Genomic DNA, 17,525 nt, shown 5'->3' on the forward strand with positions numbered 1-17,525 from the left:
CAAAAAAGCCAATTAAGAACCACCTTAATTGGCTTTTTTGATTTTCTTTATTAAAACTCTTTTTTACAAGGTTTTAGGTTTCAAATTAAGTTTCTCTTCCTCAACCTGATCAAGTAATGGATCACCTTTACCTTTGGATATTTTAATCACATAACCGGTAATAAAGAGCATTGCGACCACACCGATAATGGTCGATAACTGCATAGGTAAACCGAAACCTAACGTACTGTTGTTTAAGATGAAAGTAATGCATACCGTCGTCATAAACATCGCAGGGATCGTCGTAATCCAATGCAACTTATTAAAGCGAAGCAAGTACGCTGAAGCCGTCCACAACATCATTACGGCCGTCACTTGATTTGCAAAACCAAAATAGCGCCAAATAATACCAAAATTCACTTGCGTTAATATTGCCCCTACGATGAACAAAGGCATCGCCATAAATAGACGGCTTTTAAGCGTTTTTTGTTCCATATTGAAGTATTCAGCTAAGATTAAGCGACTTGAACGGAACGCGGTATCACCAGAAGTAATCGGTAAAATGACAACGCCTAAAAAGGCGAGAACACCACCAAAGGTACCAAGTAAGCCAAACGATGAAGTATAAACCACATTGCCTGGACCACCATTTGATACGGCATCACCTAATGATCCCATAGTGCCAAAGAAGGACAAGGCAATGGCACACCATATTAACGCGATAACACCCTCACCTATCATGGCGCCAAAAAACACAAAGCGTCCATTTTTTTCATTTTCCAAACAGCGAGCCATCAATGGTGATTGAGTCGCATGAAAACCAGAAATAGCACCACAAGCAATGGTGATGAATAGCGCTGGCCATAAAGGTAAATGATGTGGGTTCATATTAGTAAACATGTCACTAAATGAATAATTTGCTAACAGCGTATGATCACTAGAAAAACCAATAGCACCAATTAAACCAACAGACATGAAAATTAATAAGGCCCCAAAGAATGGGTATAGACGGCCAATAATTTTATCGATTGGGACAATTGTTGCTAGCACATAGTAAGCAAAAATAATGGCAACCATGGTGCCCATGGAGAGATTTACACTTGTTTTTTCATTGACTAAATGCGTGATCATACTAGCAGGAGCCGATACAAATACCACGCCAACAAGCAGTAGCAATACGATGGCGAACACATTCATAAAGTGTTTAGCGCCCTTACCTAAGTAGCGGCCAGTGATGGTTGGCACCGATGCGCCACCATTGCGTATTGAGAGCATACCTGAAAAATAATCGTGTACGGCCCCAGCAAAGATAGAACCCAGTACAATCCATAGCATGGCAGCCGGTCCGTAGAGCGCCCCCATGATAGGACCAAAAATGGGACCGACTCCAGCAATATTCAAAAGCTGCACTAGGTAAACTTTCTTATTCGACATTGGTACGTAATCAACCCCATCTTGCTTAGAATAAGCTGGAGTGGTTCGATTTTCTTTAATACCAAAAACCTTCTCTACAAAGGCACCATAGATAAAATAGCCCGCCACTAGCGCGACGACACAAAACAGAAACATCATCATAATTATTTTTATCCTATTCAAGATAGTTTCATAAATTCCAGCGTTACAATAAATCCACGCAAGACAATAATCATGTAACCTTTTCTTAAGTGGTAAAATATTGAATTTAACGGCGACACAAAGCAGTAAGTGGATTCTGACGAGCTTTCAAAACCGATTTATTAGATTAGATTTCACCCATAATCAGGATCAAAAAAAGGCTAACAAAATCTTGTCAGCCTCCGTGGCAGGAATTGAAGATGAAAACATTAAGAGTATTTAATTCAATTTCTTAGATGTGATACAAAGTTGCAAACAAAAATGCCCTTTTTAAACGAAACCTAGCACCGCTTTAAGTGACTTTAAATAGCGCCGACTTACTGGTGCGATATTCCCGCTATTGGTTGTCACCTCGGCTAAACCGTTATCTAACAATCGAATCTCTTTGATGGCTTTGGTATTAATCAAATATTGACGATGACAACGTAGTAAATCAGTTTTTTCTTCTAGCGTTTTTAATGTCAACTGACTACTTGCGGTTTGTTGCGCCGTTTGCACATGAACACCAGAAAGGTCACTAAATGCCATTTCAATATCTTGCAGAGGTATGATCATTATTCGTTGATGCCCGACACATGGAACCTGCTGTAGCTGTTTCGAAGCAAATGAATCAATTTGAGCTTGAGTATGCTGCGTTTCTTGACTCCGATTTGTTTTTAATAAACGCTGAATACTTTTATTTAATCGTTTGGGGTCAACCGGCTTGAGTAAATAATCAAAGGCATTGTCTTCGAACGCCTGAATCGCATATTGATCAAAAGCGGTAATAAAAATCACATATGGCATGGTGTCAGGATCAAGCATCCCAAGTAGCTCAACACCGCTAACTTGTGGCATTTGTATGTCTAAGAACACGACATCGGGTTTTAAAGCATAAATTAACTTAAGCCCTTCGATAGCGTTACTTGCTTGTGCAACGACCTCTATTTCTTGTGTTTCTTGCAGTAGTTCAGTTAATTCTTCTCGAGCAAATTGCTCATCATCAATGACGATTGCTGTTAGCATAACGACCCTTACCTTTATGTCTATTTATTATTAGGTATTAGAAAGCTCATTCGAGTGAACTCCCCTTTTCGGCAATCAATTTGCAACTCGGCTATATCGCCAAAATAGTTAATCAAACGCTTCGTTACAATCTCCATACCCAGACCTTCATAGTCTGCGGCTGGCGGTGAAAAATTCCCTGCATTGTCTTCCACTACTACTTTATAGCCAAGTGAATGTTGCTCACTATAAATACGTACTTTCCCCCCTTCTAACCTATTTGCCACTCCATGCTTTATCGCATTTTCAACGAGTGGCTGCAGCGTGAAACTCGGCAATAATTTCTCGAGCAATCCATCATCAATATTAATCTCAACATCAAGCCTATCGGTGAATCGTGCTTTCTCGATGGTCAAATAAGCATTCACGTGAGCAAGTTCGTCCTTGAGAGCGACGGTATCTATATTTTGTTTAAGATTACTTCTAAAAAAATGGGACAGATGTTGAATCAACTCTCGAGCTTTATCTGGATCACGACGAATCACTGCGCTAATGGTATTCAATGCATTGAATAAAAAATGTGGATTCACCTGGGCATGTAACAGTTTAATTTCAGCTTGGGTCAATAATGCCTGTTGCTGCTGAAAATCACCGTATAGAATTTGACTAGACAATAATTGTGCTATCCCCTCACCCATAGAACGGTTGATATTAGACAATAGCTTGCGCTTAGGCTCATATAATTTAATACTACCAACCACCTTCTTTCCAGCTCGTAGTGGAATAATAAGCGCCGATCCTAGCTTACAAGTGTTAGAAATAGAGCAATGATAGGGAGTTTCCCGCCCACCTAAATAGATTATTCTATTCTGCTCCATCGCTTGAATCGTACTGCCAGAAGAAATTGGAGTGTTAGGTTTATGGTGGTCATCTCCAATCCCGATAAAGGCCAAAATCTTTTCATTATCGGTAATCGCTACGGCACCTACATTTGTTTCCTCATAGATGATCCTTGCCACTTTTTCAGAATTAGTCGCGTCAAAACCTGTGTTCCATATTCCCACACTGCGCTCTGCGATAGTAAGGGCACGCCGTGAAAACGTTGCAGAATACCTTTCATATATCGTTTTTTTGTCATGTAAAATACTAATAAATAAAGCCGCGCCAATACAGTTAGCAATAATCATTGGTGCTGCAATTTCCGATACTAAGGTATAAGCATGACCGAATGGCTTGGCAACACTGACAATAATGAGCATCTGACTGACTTCTGCGACAAAAGTAACGGCAAGAACCACCATAGGATTGAAAAGTAGCGCCGACTTATCTTTTTTGACTAAATACAAATGTAATAAGCCACCAATTAAGCCTTCTGCCGTGGTGGAAATCGCACAAGCAACATCAGTAAAACCACCAAGACTATAGCGATGAATCCCTCCCGTTAAACCAACCGCAAACCCAACAATAGGCCCTCCAAGCAATCCACCCATCACAGCACCAATCGCACGAGTATTGGCAATCGCATCGTTAATACTCAATCCAAAGTAAGTCCCCATAACGCAAAACAATGAAAACAATACGTAACAACTGAACTTGTGAGATACCTGTGACGATATATTCAACAAAGGCAAGAATATAGGCGTCTTACTGAGCATGTAAGCCAACACCAAGTACACACTCATTTGTTGTAATAAAGATAGAATTAAGTACATAAGCTTGAATTTCTTAAGAAGTTAAGAAGTAACATGAATCAATCACCGCAATATTTGATATGTCCCTGACACTATGAAAAGACACTATTTCTATTAGAAAATATTAAAGCACTCAATGAAGCAAAATAATCCACTTTCAATGACACATACTGACAAAGTGCTCATAAGATTTACTATTTACATGCTTTTTATATGTGTTTTTTTGTAACTTTTATGATGTATATTGTATCTTTACTGATTCTTGATACAAAGAAAGAATGGTTAATTATAAAAATAATTTTACCGGAGATATAATATGAGAAAAACGACCTCTTTGAGCCTTGTATCGGCACTTACAGTAACGGCCGCCTTAGCTTTTACCACTTCAAGCGCTCAAGCTTCTGATTTAACAGTTAGATTTGCTTGGTATATGCCCCCCCACACAGCGACAGCTGATCAAGCTCAATTAATATCTGAAAATATTAAAAAAATGAGCCATGGTAGTATTAACGTACTTACTTACCCTTCAGGCTCTTTGCTTAAAGCATCCAATATTGCTAATGGCTTAGTCAACAATACTGCCAATATGGGAGTCAATGCCATGCACTGGTGGTCTAAATATGACCCTGCATTAGAATGGGACACAATTCCTTTTCTTGTTCCTGATGCAAATACACTGTTAACGGACTTACACGGAAAGCTGGGGAGTGACGTAAATAACATTTTAGAAAAACATGGAGTCCATGTCATCGCGTGGGGATTTTATGGGTATGCCAAATCCTATTTAAATAATAAACACCCCATCATTAAACCTAACGATCTAACTAATTTAAGAATGCGCTCTGAAGGAAAGTTATCCGCTCTTTTCTTACAAAGTGAAGGTGCTACTCCTGTCGCTATGGACTCTAGTGAAGTTTATACATCTATGCAGCGCGGCGCATTAGACGGTGCTACTTCTGGATTGTCTTCTATTGTTTCTAGGAAATGGTATGAAGTGGGTAAGTATGCTACCGCTATACATTACGTACCGTTAGTTTACCCAGTACAAGTTAACTACCAATGGTGGAAAGGCCTGACACAAAATCAGCGAGATATCATTAGCAAAGCAGCACAAGCATCAGAAAAATCAGCGGTTACTGACATTGAAACGGAGTATAAACATGATATTCAGTTACTGAAAAAAGCGGGTAATCAAGTCACTACACTAACTAATGATCAATTGATTCCATGGAAAGAATCAGCTGGGGCACTCGCTCGTAAAAACTATTTAAAAGAAACAGGGGCTACCGGAAAAATGCTTTTAGACGACATTAAGTCATCATAAATAACGCCCTCTCTGTCAAAGATCTGCCTTGATTTCATTAATTCATAAGGAATGAAATGTCACAAATTCACCTTTCTACACCCCGCGATCATTTGATCACGGGGTGTCAGTACCTTACCGGCTTCATAACCAAAGCAATAGGTATTATTGCTGCGTTTTCACTAGTAACACTTACTGTATCCATTATTTTAGGTATTGGTCTACGTCTCTGCAAAATTGATAATGCTTGGACCTACGATCTCGATATGTTTTGTCTAATTTGGCTCGCCTTTACTGGAGCAGTAACAGCCGCAGTTAATCGGCAACATGTCACAGCTGGCGTGTCATTAGAAAACCTAGTAGGCAAAGCACGCCTGTTAATCTTTTTACGATTTGTCGTTATTTTTAGCTTTTTAGTTTTTATGACTGTATCGGCATTTTCCGAGGCTATGGGGAGTTTTCAAATGCAAGAAGTTACACTTGATGTTGTTCAATGGCCTGTGTGGATTGCAAAGATATCTATTCCTATCGGAACTGGTGCTTGGGCAATTGCAGAATTACATGCATTTTTAAGTGATATATCCCAACCATCTAATTGATATCTTCTTTTTAACAACACATTTCCGGATAATTTATGGTCTTTATATTAACGATTGCCACGTTGGCAATTTTGCTCGTGCTGGGAATACCCATTGCCATTTCACTTCTTATCAGTGGCATGCTTGGGTATATGATAACCATTGGTATTGGGCCAGGAATAAATGCCCTTACCCAAACAGCTTATAGCGATTTGAATTCATTCGTCATCATTGCTATCCCCCTCTATATTTTCATGGGTCAATTAATGTTAAGAGGTGGATCAGGTAAAGACCTTTTTAACTTTGCTCAACGTATTGTAGGAAAGCTCCCTGGAGGACTTGCCATTGCCGCGACTATTGCTAGTGCTATCTTTGCTGCTATTTCTGGGTCATCTACGGCAACTGCGGCAACTATTGGCTCTATAAGCATTCCTGAAATGCGTGAACGCGGCTACCCTAAACGTTTAAGCGCTGGATGTGTTGCCGTATCAGGCACCTTAGGAATTTTAATCCCTCCAAGTATCTCTTTTATTCTTTATTCACTCGTAACGAATACTTCCGTAAATAAACTATTTTTGGCCGGTGTGATACCTGGATTGATGTTAATGATGCTTTTCATTATTTACTCAATATACGCCATGCGTAACCATAATACAGATACAAACGAGAAAGAAAAACCTCAAGAAATCGTACCAATTACTGTAAACATGATTGGTAGCTTAATGATGATTCCAGTCGTGTTAGGTGGAATTTATGCAGGTTGGTTTACACCAACAGAAGCTGCTGGTGTAGGTGTTGTATATGCATTTATTCTTACTGTTTTTTTCAAACGCACCATGACGTGGAGTCACTTTAAACAAGCAACAATGTCAAGTGTTGGAACCAGTGCGATGATTCTAATGCTCATCGCTGGTGCGTCGGTTTTTGGTAATACCTTATCCCTATTACAAGTGCCACAGGATGTAGCCCAATGGATGGACAGCCTTCATATGTCGGCTTGGCAATTCCTTATTTTGGTCAATATTCTTTATTTAGTACTCGGTATGTTTATGGATGCCGCGGCCGCTATTTTGGTAACCGTGCCTATTTTATTACCTGCTCTACAAGCGCTTAATATCGACTTAATTTGGTTTGGGGTTATCTTAGTTATCAACATGGAAATTGGTGCTGTCACGCCTCCAGTGGGTATGAACCTATTTGTAGTGAAAGCAATATGTGAAGATTTTACTATTAAAGATGTTCTCGTAGGTGCCTTCCCATACGCATTAATGGGGATCCTTGGACTCGTATTGATCATGGTCTTCCCTGAAATATCATTATGGCTACCCAACATGATATCCCAATAGTTTAGGCTGTATTGCTCGAATAAAACCTGACACAATTCGCGAGTTAAAACAACAATGAAAGTGTCTCTGTAAATACAAATACATCGTATTTATAGAGACTTTTGGCAGCGTACAAAAGCACTAAGTAGAAAAACATCTCCACCATTAGCCAATATTTACAACCATGACCTATAAATACCATGCTATCTTTGAATTAATGTATTGAGATAGAGCCTGTTTTTAAGTCTATCGAGGTTAATTTTTCACATCATTGTATCGAAAATACAAACTCATCGTTTCCAAAAGTTAGTCAATGACGAAACACTGACAGTTAAAAATAAACACAAACCATTGATTTTTAATGAAAAAATATCATGTCGATGAATAAATTAAAAAATGTCAGTTTTTAAAAATAGATCCTCTCAAAGTACTAGATAGTCTTTACTTTCTCTCTCCCTATAATTGGCGGCTGCCCATTGCCGCTATATGCAGCAAACAATAATAAGATAATGCCCTTAAGGGTGTTCAGTGGAGAATTTTCAATGGATTTATTGGTATCCATATTACCTATTGTTTTATTAATCTACGCAATGACAAAAAAGCGCCCCATTCCCTCTTACATCGCTTTGCCGGCCACCGCCCTTTTAATCGGTATCTTCCAAGTATTTTATTTCCATGCGGATAATGTGCTTCTTTTAGCCAATACCATGTCAGGGATTTTATCAACATTAACGCCAATTTCTATCATCGCTGGCGCCATACTCTTAAATCGAGTAATGGTGCTTTCCGGTGCTGAAAAAACCGTTCGCCATTGGTTAGAAAGCATAAGTACCAATGCTGTCGCGCAACTCATGATTATCGGTTGGGCTTTTGTTTTTATGATTGAAGGTGCTTCAGGGTTTGGCACACCTGCGGCCATTGCGGCGCCTATTTTGGTCGGTTTAGGGTTCAATCCAATAAAAGTGATCTTGCTCACCTTGGTAATGGACTCAATTCCCGTTTCTTTTGGGGCCGTTGGTACACCAACTTGGTTTGGTTTTGCGCCTTTAAATTTAGACAATACTGATATATTGAGCATTTCCCAATGCACAGCACTTATTCAGACCATTGTGGCTCTTTTTATTCCTGTTCTGGCTTTGCGATTTGTCGTCAGTTGGCAAGACATACGTCGTAATATTGTATTTATCATGCTGAGTATTTTGTCGTGTACTCTACCTTATTTACTGATTGCTCAATGGAACTATGAATTTCCTGCTTTACTCGGTGGTGTCATCGGTTTGGCCATCAGCGTATTTCTTGCTCGGCATCACATTGGCTTGTCTAAAGAAACTCGCCACACAGAGAAACATAAAGGTGTAAGTGGTAAAGCCTTAGCCATTGCGATCAGTCCTATGATTTTATTGGTCGGTATTTTAATCATTACTCGAATCAAACAATTAGGTCTAAAGCAAATAATCACGGATATGACACCTTGGGTACATGGCAGTATTGGCAACACTCAAGTTAGTGTGAGTGATTCCTTAGCCATTTCTCTTACTCATATTTTTGGCACGGACGTTTCATGGGCGTATAAAACCCTTTATGTTCCCGCGTTGATCCCTTTTCTTATCGTGGTACTCATTTCGATCCCTGTTCTTCGCATGTCAAAAGAACACGTTTTTGAAGCCTTTTCTGATTGCCGTCGCCGTATCATGTTGCCTACTGTTTCGCTAATGGGCGCCCTAGTGATGGTGAAATTTATGATGCTAGGAACAACTGATTCTCCAGTGCTCGTCATTGGGAATTCATTTGCAGCCATCACAGGTGATAAATGGACTTATTTTGCTTCCTTCCTTGGCGCGTTGGGCGCTTTCTTCTCAGGCTCAGCCACGGTCTCCAATTTAACCTTTGGTGGTATTCAGCAAAGTATTGCGACGAGCGTCGGTTTGTCGCAAACCCTGATTCTATCGTTGCAATCCGTAGGCGGCGCAATGGGCAACATGGTTTGTTTGAATAATATCATTGCGGTATCGACCATACTGGGCATCAGCCATAAAGAAGGCTACATCATGAAAAAGACGGTAATACCTATGGTAATTTATGGGTTAATTGCCGCTGTGGTCAGTGTCTTTCTATAAGGTGACATACTGGTCATAGTCACACAGGCTCAATCAAGAAAGCCTTTGCTCACTAGCAAAGGCTTTCTTCGTTTCAGGCGCTACACAATTTAAAGCTTGTATGGTTTTTATAAGGTTTTTTAACTGCATCGTTCTAACGACATAGCGCTAACGCCAGAATTAGCGTAATGCCTAAAACATGTCCTTCATCTGTACGTACCCTTCTCTAATATGTTCAATCAGAGCATGTATACGCTTCGAGGGTGTTCGGGTATACGGATACACCGCATAGATTCCAACAACTTTACCAACATGATCCGCTAATATTTCAGTCAGTTCGTTTTTATGAAATTCATCGTAAACAAAACAAGATGGAAGATAGGCAATGCCATTACCAGCAAGCGCTGCTTTTTTTAAAGCACCGGCATTGTCCGATGCAAAATTACCAGAGACTTTGTGAGTATAGACTTGATTATCACGAGTGAATTGCCAATCGAATGTCCCAGTACTTTGGTATGTATATCCCAAACAGTTATGACGGGCTAAGGCCGTAGGTGTCTGCGGAATACCGTTGCGTTCCAAGTAAGCAGGTGAAGCACAAATAACCCAACGAGAATTGGTAAGATGCCTTGCTATGAGACTAGAATCTTCTAAGTAACCCGTCCGAATAACTAAATCATAATTGTCAGCAACAAGATCGACAAAATCGTTTTCCATCGACATATCAACAGTCAATCCTGGGTGACGGTTACAAAAATCCGAAATAACCTCTGCTAACACTAATTCACCTGAAATCGTCGGTACAGAAATACGAATATGACCCGACATCGATTCACTATAACCCGCAATAGCATTAAAGGCAGACTGTGCTACCTGATTTAAGTTTTTTGCACGACGGTATAGCACTTCTCCCGCTTCTGTCAGAGACAATTTGCGAGTAGTTCGATAGAGCAGCTGAACACCAAGTTCCTTTTCTAATTTACTGATGCGCTTACTCACTACGGATTTTGTGATGCTATTTAGGTCAGCCACTTTACTAAATGAACTGTGCTCAATGACTTGAGTGAATAGAATTAAATCGTCTATAGCAGGCATGCTGAGTCTCAGGTTTGGGTCGGTTATTTGGATATTACAGAGGGATTATTGAATGATTTACGGTCTAGAATAACATAATCAGCGCATACAGAAATACGAACTGGCACTAGTATGACCTGGGTCTTGAATGTGACCACTCATCATATCAAGACAAGACAGTAATCACGCCTTAACCAAAGAAGTGGATTTTATACCATCGATTAGACTATTCATTGCAGGAAAATCTATGATCGAAATATCTTTTCCTTTTATTTTGATGATATTTTCTTTCTGAAACTTAGTGAATGCTCGGCTGACCGTTTCTACGGTCATCCCCAGATAACCACCAATATCATTACGAGACATGGTTAGCCTAAAAAAATCAGACGGTGAATCTTCTCTATTAAATCGAGCAGACAAGCTAAGTAAAAATGAAGCCACTTTTATATCAGATCCACTTCCAAGTAATGCTAGCATTCTTTGATTATTAACTATTTGTTGGCTCATTATTTTGAAAATCTGATGTTTTAAATAGGGTATTTCTGTCGATAACTTTTCCAGTTTATGAAATGAAACTTTACAGATAGTCGTTGTTTCCAACGTTTTGGCAGAAATAGGGTAATAACCAGAATCAATACCACTAAAGCCCACGATATCATTCGCGTGGTAAAATCCCGTGATATGCTCTTTCCCAAGGTCATTCATATTGAATGTTTTAACACTACCCGTTTGCAGCACATATACAGAGTCAAACGCTTGACCTTGTCGACAAACAAATTCACCCTTGCCAAGAACCAACGTTTTTTCTATTACATCTCCTAAACAAATAGAATGCTCATTGGCCAATGAAACTGAAGAGCAAAACAGGCTCATTTGACAGCTCTGGCACTGAAAAGAGGACTCTTTATCACTAACCTGACGAATAGAATTTGACATATAAGTATCTATAATTTAAACCTTTCAACGCTAACTAAGGTCGAGATAAACAACCTATTATGTATAAAATCTAAACAGAAAATAACGATTACATCTCAGACAATATCTTAAATGCCTTATATTGAGATAGATACACTTTCCCACTCAAGTGTTGCAAAAAGCCGCTTAGCTCTAATCGATCCATGACCGGCCCCTTAACTTCAGACAATGAAAGTGTAATATGCAATGCGCTTAATTGATTATTCAGCGATTCAAGCATTTCTAAAGCACTGAAATCAATTTCATTGACAGCACTACACTGAATAACCACATTGGTAATGTCTTGGCGTTTATTAATACAGTCGAGTATAAAGTCTTCCAGAAAAGCAGCATTAACAAAAAACAAACTTTCATCAGGACGTAAACAAAGCAAATTTGGGGATATTTTAACATTATAACGTTTTACATTACGAAAATGCTCTGTTCCTTCAATCAAACCAACTTCAGCAACATGAGGTTTAGAGGTGCGCGACAAGTGCAATAAGATAGACAAGCCTACGCCAGAGGCAACGCCTACTTCTACCCCTAATAATAGTGTGATGATAATAGTCGCTAATACCGCATAAAAATCACTGCGCGAAAAAATCCAAGTTTTTTTCAAAATTGAAAAATCAATCAGTGTAGTCACCGCCACAATAATAGTGGCTGCCAGCGTTGCTTTAGGTAAGAAAAAAAGTACGGGAGTCAAAACAACAGAGGCTATCATAATACCGAGAGCCGTCATTATACCGGCTAGCTGAGTAACCGCCCCCGCATCAAAATTCACAACTGAACGAGAAAAGCCACCAGTTACTGGAAAACCGCCAGAAATGCCGGAAGCGATATTCGCAGCCCCTAAACCAATTAATTCTTGGTTTGGTTGCACTTTTTCGCCGCGTTTTGCGCCTAAAGTTTTACCCACTGAAATGGATTCTACATAACCTATCACTGAAATCATTAATGCCGGCAATGCCAATGTCTTAACTAATTCAAGTGAAGGAAAAGTCAAACTCAAATGCGGCAATCCAGCCGGTATATTGCCGGTAATATTGACACCATAAGCTTGTAAATCAAAGGCATACACAAGACCTAAACTGGATAAAACACCCAGAATAGGCGCTGTTTTTGCTAAGGAAGACGCATAGGTTTCAGGCACTTTTAACATGATAAAAAAGCGTTTTGCATAACGGCGAGCTAACAATAAAAATAAGACAACCGAAGCGCCCACTACAAACGTCATCAGATTAAATTGCCCGATATTCTTAATCATACTAAGCAATTGTGTAACGACATTATCACCATGTGATTGAATGCCAAAAATATGCTTAAGCTGGCTCAAGGCGATAATAATACCGGATGCTGATATAAAGCCTGAAATAACAGAGTGAGAAAGAAGATTAGTAATCATACCAAGCTTCATAACCCCCATAACCACCAGCATAGCCCCTGATAATAAAGCGAGTGTGATGGCTCCAGTTAAATAACTTGCCGTGCCCTGTTCTGCAATTGCCGCTAATGCGGTTGCCGTCATTAAAGAAGCAACCGCTACAGGGCCTACCGACAAAGAGGTACTCGTACCAAATATGGCATAAAGAACTAACGGCAAAATACTTGAATACAAACCCACTTCTGGCGGCACTCCAGCCAACATTGCATACGCTAAGGACTGTGGTATCAGTAACATAGTAACAATAAATGCAGCCGTGGCATCTTGGCCAAATTGCACCTTGTTATAGTTTTTTAACCAAGATAATGCTGGGAATACGCGTTCAAATATCATGCTTAAGTTCTCACTATTTACGCATTTTTGGTTTAACGAACCACTCATGACCCTTTAACATGCCATGCCAATAAAATGGAGGTAAGATATCTTTTTTTAAGATCCAGGCTAAGCGCGTGGCCTTAGAACCATCATTAATCCACTTTGGAAACGTCGGCATAACGACCCCACCGTAAGCAAATTCAGCCAATACAATCTTCCCAACTTCTACCGTTAATGGGCATGAGCCGTAACCATCGTAAATCGCATTAATTTGACGTTTTTCAAGACTGTCTGAAATATTTTGCGCAACCACTGGGGCCTGTTTACGAACAGCTGCCATCGTTTTCGCATTAGGACTATTGGCAACATCACCTAACGACCAAATATTGGAAAAAGAGGTGTGCTGTAACGTTTCTTTATCCACATCAACCCAGCCAGCAGCATCCACTAAAGGACTATTACGAATGAAATCTGGAGCGGTTTGTGACGGACAAACGTGCAGCATATCAAACTCAGCTTCTACTATGACAGCTTGATCATTTCCATCTTTCGTTTCGAAATACGCGCGTTTATTTGGACCATCGACTTTGACTAAATTATGGCTAAAATGTGTGCCAATTTGATATTTTTTAATGTAGCTTTCAAGTGCTGGAACATACTCAGAAACACCAAACAACACACCACCTGCATTGTAAAATGAGACGTCAATATTACTAAGTGTCTCTTGTTTGAACCAATGATCACACGATAAATACATCGCTTTTTGTGGTGCACCAGCACACTTAATAGGCATAGGAGGTTGTGTGAATATTGCTTTCCCAGTGTTAAGTTTCTGGGCTAGCTCCCACGTATAAGGGGCTAAATCATAGCGATAATTCGACGTAACACCATTTCGGCCTAATGTTTCAGACAAGCCTTCTACTGCATCCCAATTTAATTTAATGCCCGCAGCAACCACCAAAAATTGATACGTTACTTCTTGTCCGTTTCCAAGCGTCACTTTATTGTCACTTGGCTGAAAAGTATCCACCGCCTCTTTTATCCACTTAACTCCTTTAGGGATAACATCTGCCATGTTTCTTCGCGTTTTCTCAGCACTAAACACACCACCACCGACTAACGTCCATCCCGGCTGATAAAAGTGATCCGACGCTGGGTCGATTAAGCAAATAGTCACATTCGGTTTACGCTTCAATAGACTCGCTGCGGTTGATATCCCTGCCGTACCAGCACCCACAATAACAACGTCGAAGTGAACACTATTCACTTTTGCTTTTTGAGAAGACTCATTAGCCGCTTCCCAAATTAAAGAGGCTCGCTTGCCTGTACGGCAGAAAGCATGAATATTCTCATTACCTTTCGTGGCTTCTTTAAACGCTTCAACATCAGACGATTCCATCTGTCCAGCAGAAAAAGGTATATACACTGCCTTAATATTCTTTTCTTTTGCCGCTGCCGCAATGTCAGCAAAAGCCAACTGCCCTTCTTCTTCATTATCTGGTCGATTCGATATAATCAATGTAATGCCAGACTCTGCCAAGGTATTCACATCGTCTAAGCTAATCTGCTCAGAAACCGAGTATTTGTCTGTGATTTGTTTACGTAGCATGGTTATTCTCCCGATATTTTTATTTGATTGCTGAGGCATTTACGAACAATACCGTTATCTTATTTAAACGCATTCAAAGGGATTTTTAAGTAGGCTAAGCCATTGTCCTCTGGCTCAGGCATGTGACCTGCTCGCATATTTACCTGTAAAGAAGGTAAGATTAAACGTGGCATATCGAGTGTCTTGTCTCGCGTTTCACGTAAATCAACAAATACCGATTTACTGATGTCTTTTTTCACATGAATGTTTTCTTCACGCTGCGCTTTAACCGTTGTTTGATACTCTAACTCTCGACCATTAGGGCAATAGTCATGGCACATAAAAATACGATAATCCTCCGGCAACGCTAATATTTTTTGAATAGAATCGAACAAGGTTCCAGCATCACCACCCGGAAAATCAGCGCGAGCCGTACCGGCATCAGGCATGAATAAAGTGTCACCAACAAATACCGCATCACCTAGAGTGTGGGTGAAACAAGCTGGCGTATGTCCTGGTGTATGCATTGCAGTACATGACATTGAACCAACTTTATAGTGTTCGCCATCATGAAATAAATAATCAAACTGAGACCCATCGTGTTTAAAATTCGCCCCTTCATTGAAAACCCTACTAAAAGTGTCTTGCACGATAGTAATCTGTTCACCAATACCAATTTTCCCACCTAACTTTTCTTGAAGGTACGGAGCGGCTGAAAGATGGTCAGCATGTACATGGGTTTCAATTAGCCATTCAACGGTTAACTGATGAGAAAGAACGTATTCTACGATCTCGTCTGCCCCTTTATAGCCAGTACTACCTGAGGGATAATCAAAATCTAAAACACTGTCTACAATTGCACAACTTGATGAACTCGGATCCTTAACAACATAAGAAAACGTATTCGTGGGTTTATCAAAAAAAACAGCCACATTAGGCGTCATCACAGCATCAATCATAACTTGTACCTCTATTTCAATCTGTTGATCAGTCGAAACCGCTTAGCGGCTTTATACTTTAGATATAGCAGAAAGCGTGCCAATCCAAAAAATACTCATAAGGCACTGATTTATATAGATTTAAAATAATAGCTTTCAAATTAGATTTGACTGAAATGGTTTTAATTGTCATATTTGACTTTATATTTTGACAAATATGGCAATCACTATGAACATCATTTCTTCTGACGCGCCGACTTATGAAACGCTCGCCAATATGCTTGAAGGGTACGACTGCCCTGCTATTTTAGTGTCTGTTGATTATCACATTCTCGCCATCAACCAACATTATCGACAAGAATTTGGCGAGGTGCCATTACAGAAGCAATCTCGATGTTTTGAGGTCTCTCATGGCTATAGCGTTCCCTGCGATAAAGCAGGCGAAGACTGTCCTTTATCCGCTGTATTGCAAACGGGACATAGAGAGCGTGTGCTTCATATTCATCAGACACCAAGAGGCAAAGAGCATGTGGATGTAGAAATGCTGCCGATTCATGACAATCACGGAGAGCTTCTTTTCTTTGTCGAATTGTTGCGCACAGTCTCAGTGGCAAGCGCTGAGAACATGAGTAGTACACTAGTGGGCTCGAGTAAAAAGTTTAATCAAATGCTCGAAAAAATCACTCGTGTCAGCCAAAGTAATGCTTCTATTCTCTTACTCGGTGAGTCAGGCAGCGGTAAGGAACTCGTGGCCAATGCTGCTCACCAAGGAAGCCAAAGAGTCAACCACGCATTAGTGACACTAGAATGTTCAGGCCTTACTGATTCGCTGTTTGAAAGCGAATTGTTTGGTCATGTCAAAGGGGCTTTTACAGGAGCAAACTTTAATCGTACAGGATTAGTAGAGTTGGCGAATGGCGGTACTTTATTTCTAGATGAAATAGGTGATGTCCCCCTTTCTATGCAAGTAAAACTATTGCGCCTTATCGAGACAGGCTCCTTTCGTCCAGTTGGATCATCGACCGTCAAGCACACTAATTTTCGCTTAATATGCGCGACCAACAAAAACCTAATGAACATGGTTAACAAAGGAGATTTTCGTCAGGATCTTTATTATCGAATTAACGTCTTCCCTATCTATGTGCCTTCATTACGCGAACGCCGAGATGATCTATCCTTGTTAATCACTACCTTACTGAAGCGCATCAGCGAACGAAAAGAGTACCATCTTACTGACTCTGCGTTACAAACCTTAAAGCGATATGACTTCCCGGGCAATATCCGTGAACTTAGAAACATCCTTAATCGTGCCATTATCCTGACCGACACTAATGTGATCGAACGCAGTACAATTGAAGAATGTTTAGAGATCGATAAGGAATCTGACCAACAAGAAACTATTTTTCTAGCGCCTCAATCAGAGTCAAACACTGCCCGTGAATGGGTCGACTTAAAAACAGCAGAGAAACGCTATTTATCAGACCTCATGTCATTTCATAATAATGATAAAGAAAAAGTAGCGAGCATCGCCAACATCAGCCTACGCTCGTTATATCGAAAGTTAGAATTATAATAGTAATTACTAATGAGACAAATAGTAAAACAGTGATTGAAATTAACATTAGATAGCTCTAATGTT

Annotated in this window: 13 protein-coding genes; 5 read left to right on the top strand and 8 right to left on the bottom strand. The window is 40.0% G+C overall.

Annotation, left to right across the window (positions count from 1 at the left end; all coding sequences use genetic code 11):
• Positions 1 to 63: 63 nt before the first annotated feature.
• The 3 genes from E0D70_RS16835 to E0D70_RS16845 form a co-directional block, all read right to left on the bottom strand.
• Positions 64 to 1,554, bottom strand: a complete 1,491-nt coding sequence (locus tag E0D70_RS16835; RefSeq protein ID WP_133013438.1) for a carbon starvation CstA family protein — start codon at positions 1,552 to 1,554, stop codon at positions 64 to 66.
• Positions 1,555 to 1,863: 309 nt separating this feature from the next.
• Complete coding sequence (gene btsR / locus E0D70_RS16840; RefSeq protein ID WP_133013439.1) at positions 1,864 to 2,598, bottom strand: two-component system response regulator BtsR; 735 nt, start codon at positions 2,596 to 2,598, stop codon at positions 1,864 to 1,866.
• A 20-nt stretch (positions 2,599 to 2,618) separates the two neighbouring features.
• On the bottom strand, positions 2,619 to 4,289 hold the full coding sequence (locus E0D70_RS16845; RefSeq protein WP_133013440.1) for a sensor histidine kinase: 1,671 nt from the start codon (positions 4,287 to 4,289) through the stop codon (positions 2,619 to 2,621).
• A gap of 295 nt (positions 4,290 to 4,584) precedes the next feature.
• Between E0D70_RS16845 and E0D70_RS16850 the strand changes: the two genes are divergently transcribed.
• The 4 genes from E0D70_RS16850 to E0D70_RS16865 all read left to right on the top strand — a co-directional run bounded on the left by E0D70_RS16850 (position 4,585) and on the right by E0D70_RS16865 (position 9,591).
• Positions 4,585 to 5,592, top strand: a complete 1,008-nt coding sequence (locus tag E0D70_RS16850) for a TRAP transporter substrate-binding protein (protein WP_133013441.1) — start codon at positions 4,585 to 4,587, stop codon at positions 5,590 to 5,592.
• Positions 5,593 to 5,648: 56 nt separating this feature from the next.
• Entirely contained in the window at positions 5,649 to 6,170 is a 522-nt protein-coding gene (locus E0D70_RS16855; protein WP_133013442.1) for a TRAP transporter small permease, read from the top strand.
• Between the two features lie 35 nt (positions 6,171 to 6,205).
• A complete protein-coding gene (locus E0D70_RS16860) occupies positions 6,206 to 7,495 on the top strand; it encodes a TRAP transporter large permease (RefSeq protein WP_133013443.1) in 1,290 nt (429 codons plus the stop codon).
• A gap of 521 nt (positions 7,496 to 8,016) precedes the next feature.
• Positions 8,017 to 9,591: an L-lactate permease gene (locus E0D70_RS16865; RefSeq protein WP_133013444.1), complete on the top strand. Its 1,575-nt coding sequence runs from the start codon at positions 8,017 to 8,019 to the stop codon at positions 9,589 to 9,591.
• Between the two features lie 171 nt (positions 9,592 to 9,762).
• Here E0D70_RS16865 and E0D70_RS16870 read toward each other — a convergent pair whose 3' ends face one another.
• The 5 genes from E0D70_RS16870 to E0D70_RS16890 form a co-directional block, all read right to left on the bottom strand.
• Positions 9,763 to 10,665, bottom strand: coding sequence for a LysR family transcriptional regulator (locus tag E0D70_RS16870; protein WP_133013445.1), 903 nt, complete (start codon positions 10,663 to 10,665; stop codon positions 9,763 to 9,765).
• Positions 10,666 to 10,827: 162 nt separating this feature from the next.
• Positions 10,828 to 11,580 (bottom strand): helix-turn-helix domain-containing protein, encoded by a 753-nt coding sequence (locus tag E0D70_RS16875; RefSeq protein ID WP_133013446.1) that lies wholly within the window; start codon positions 11,578 to 11,580, stop codon positions 10,828 to 10,830.
• Between the two features lie 88 nt (positions 11,581 to 11,668).
• Positions 11,669 to 13,378: a SulP family inorganic anion transporter gene (locus E0D70_RS16880; RefSeq protein WP_133013447.1), complete on the bottom strand. Its 1,710-nt coding sequence runs from the start codon at positions 13,376 to 13,378 to the stop codon at positions 11,669 to 11,671.
• Positions 13,379 to 13,391: 13 nt separating this feature from the next.
• Positions 13,392 to 14,969, bottom strand: coding sequence for a bifunctional protein tyrosine phosphatase family protein/NAD(P)/FAD-dependent oxidoreductase (locus tag E0D70_RS16885; RefSeq protein ID WP_133013448.1), 1,578 nt, complete (start codon positions 14,967 to 14,969; stop codon positions 13,392 to 13,394).
• 59 nt (positions 14,970 to 15,028) lie between these two features.
• The gene (locus tag E0D70_RS16890; RefSeq protein ID WP_133013449.1) at positions 15,029 to 15,907 is read right to left on the bottom strand and encodes an MBL fold metallo-hydrolase; all 879 of its coding nucleotides are present in this window, start codon (positions 15,905 to 15,907) and stop codon (positions 15,029 to 15,031) included.
• A gap of 208 nt (positions 15,908 to 16,115) precedes the next feature.
• Between E0D70_RS16890 and E0D70_RS16895 the strand changes: the two genes are divergently transcribed.
• The gene (locus tag E0D70_RS16895) at positions 16,116 to 17,459 is read left to right on the top strand and encodes a sigma-54 interaction domain-containing protein (RefSeq protein WP_133013450.1); all 1,344 of its coding nucleotides are present in this window, start codon (positions 16,116 to 16,118) and stop codon (positions 17,457 to 17,459) included.
• Positions 17,460 to 17,525: the final 66 nt, after the last annotated feature.

It is taken from the genome of Marinomonas flavescens (assembly GCF_004352835.1).
In the GTDB taxonomy this organism is placed as follows: Bacteria; Pseudomonadota; Gammaproteobacteria; order Pseudomonadales; family Marinomonadaceae; genus Marinomonas; species Marinomonas flavescens.

Excerpts from the sequence above, each read along its gene's own strand:
- E0D70_RS16835 (WP_133013438.1), bottom strand. The coding sequence starts at position 1,554 with ATGATGATGTTTCTGTTTTGTGTCGTCGCGCTAGTGGCGGGCTATTTT.
- btsR (WP_133013439.1), bottom strand. The coding sequence starts at position 2,598 with ATGCTAACAGCAATCGTCATTGATGATGAGCAATTTGCTCGAGAAGAA.
- E0D70_RS16845 (WP_133013440.1), bottom strand. The coding sequence starts at position 4,289 with ATGTACTTAATTCTATCTTTATTACAACAAATGAGTGTGTACTTGGTG.
- E0D70_RS16850 (WP_133013441.1), top strand. The coding sequence starts at position 4,585 with ATGAGAAAAACGACCTCTTTGAGCCTTGTATCGGCACTTACAGTAACG.
- E0D70_RS16855 (WP_133013442.1), top strand. The coding sequence starts at position 5,649 with ATGTCACAAATTCACCTTTCTACACCCCGCGATCATTTGATCACGGGG.
- E0D70_RS16860 (WP_133013443.1), top strand. The coding sequence starts at position 6,206 with ATGGTCTTTATATTAACGATTGCCACGTTGGCAATTTTGCTCGTGCTG.
- E0D70_RS16865 (WP_133013444.1), top strand. The coding sequence starts at position 8,017 with ATGGATTTATTGGTATCCATATTACCTATTGTTTTATTAATCTACGCA.
- E0D70_RS16870 (WP_133013445.1), bottom strand. The coding sequence starts at position 10,665 with ATGCCTGCTATAGACGATTTAATTCTATTCACTCAAGTCATTGAGCAC.
- E0D70_RS16875 (WP_133013446.1), bottom strand. The coding sequence starts at position 11,580 with ATGTCAAATTCTATTCGTCAGGTTAGTGATAAAGAGTCCTCTTTTCAG.
- E0D70_RS16880 (WP_133013447.1), bottom strand. The coding sequence starts at position 13,378 with ATGATATTTGAACGCGTATTCCCAGCATTATCTTGGTTAAAAAACTAT.
- E0D70_RS16885 (WP_133013448.1), bottom strand. The coding sequence starts at position 14,969 with ATGCTACGTAAACAAATCACAGACAAATACTCGGTTTCTGAGCAGATT.
- E0D70_RS16890 (WP_133013449.1), bottom strand. The coding sequence starts at position 15,907 with ATGATTGATGCTGTGATGACGCCTAATGTGGCTGTTTTTTTTGATAAA.
- E0D70_RS16895 (WP_133013450.1), top strand. The coding sequence starts at position 16,116 with ATGAACATCATTTCTTCTGACGCGCCGACTTATGAAACGCTCGCCAAT.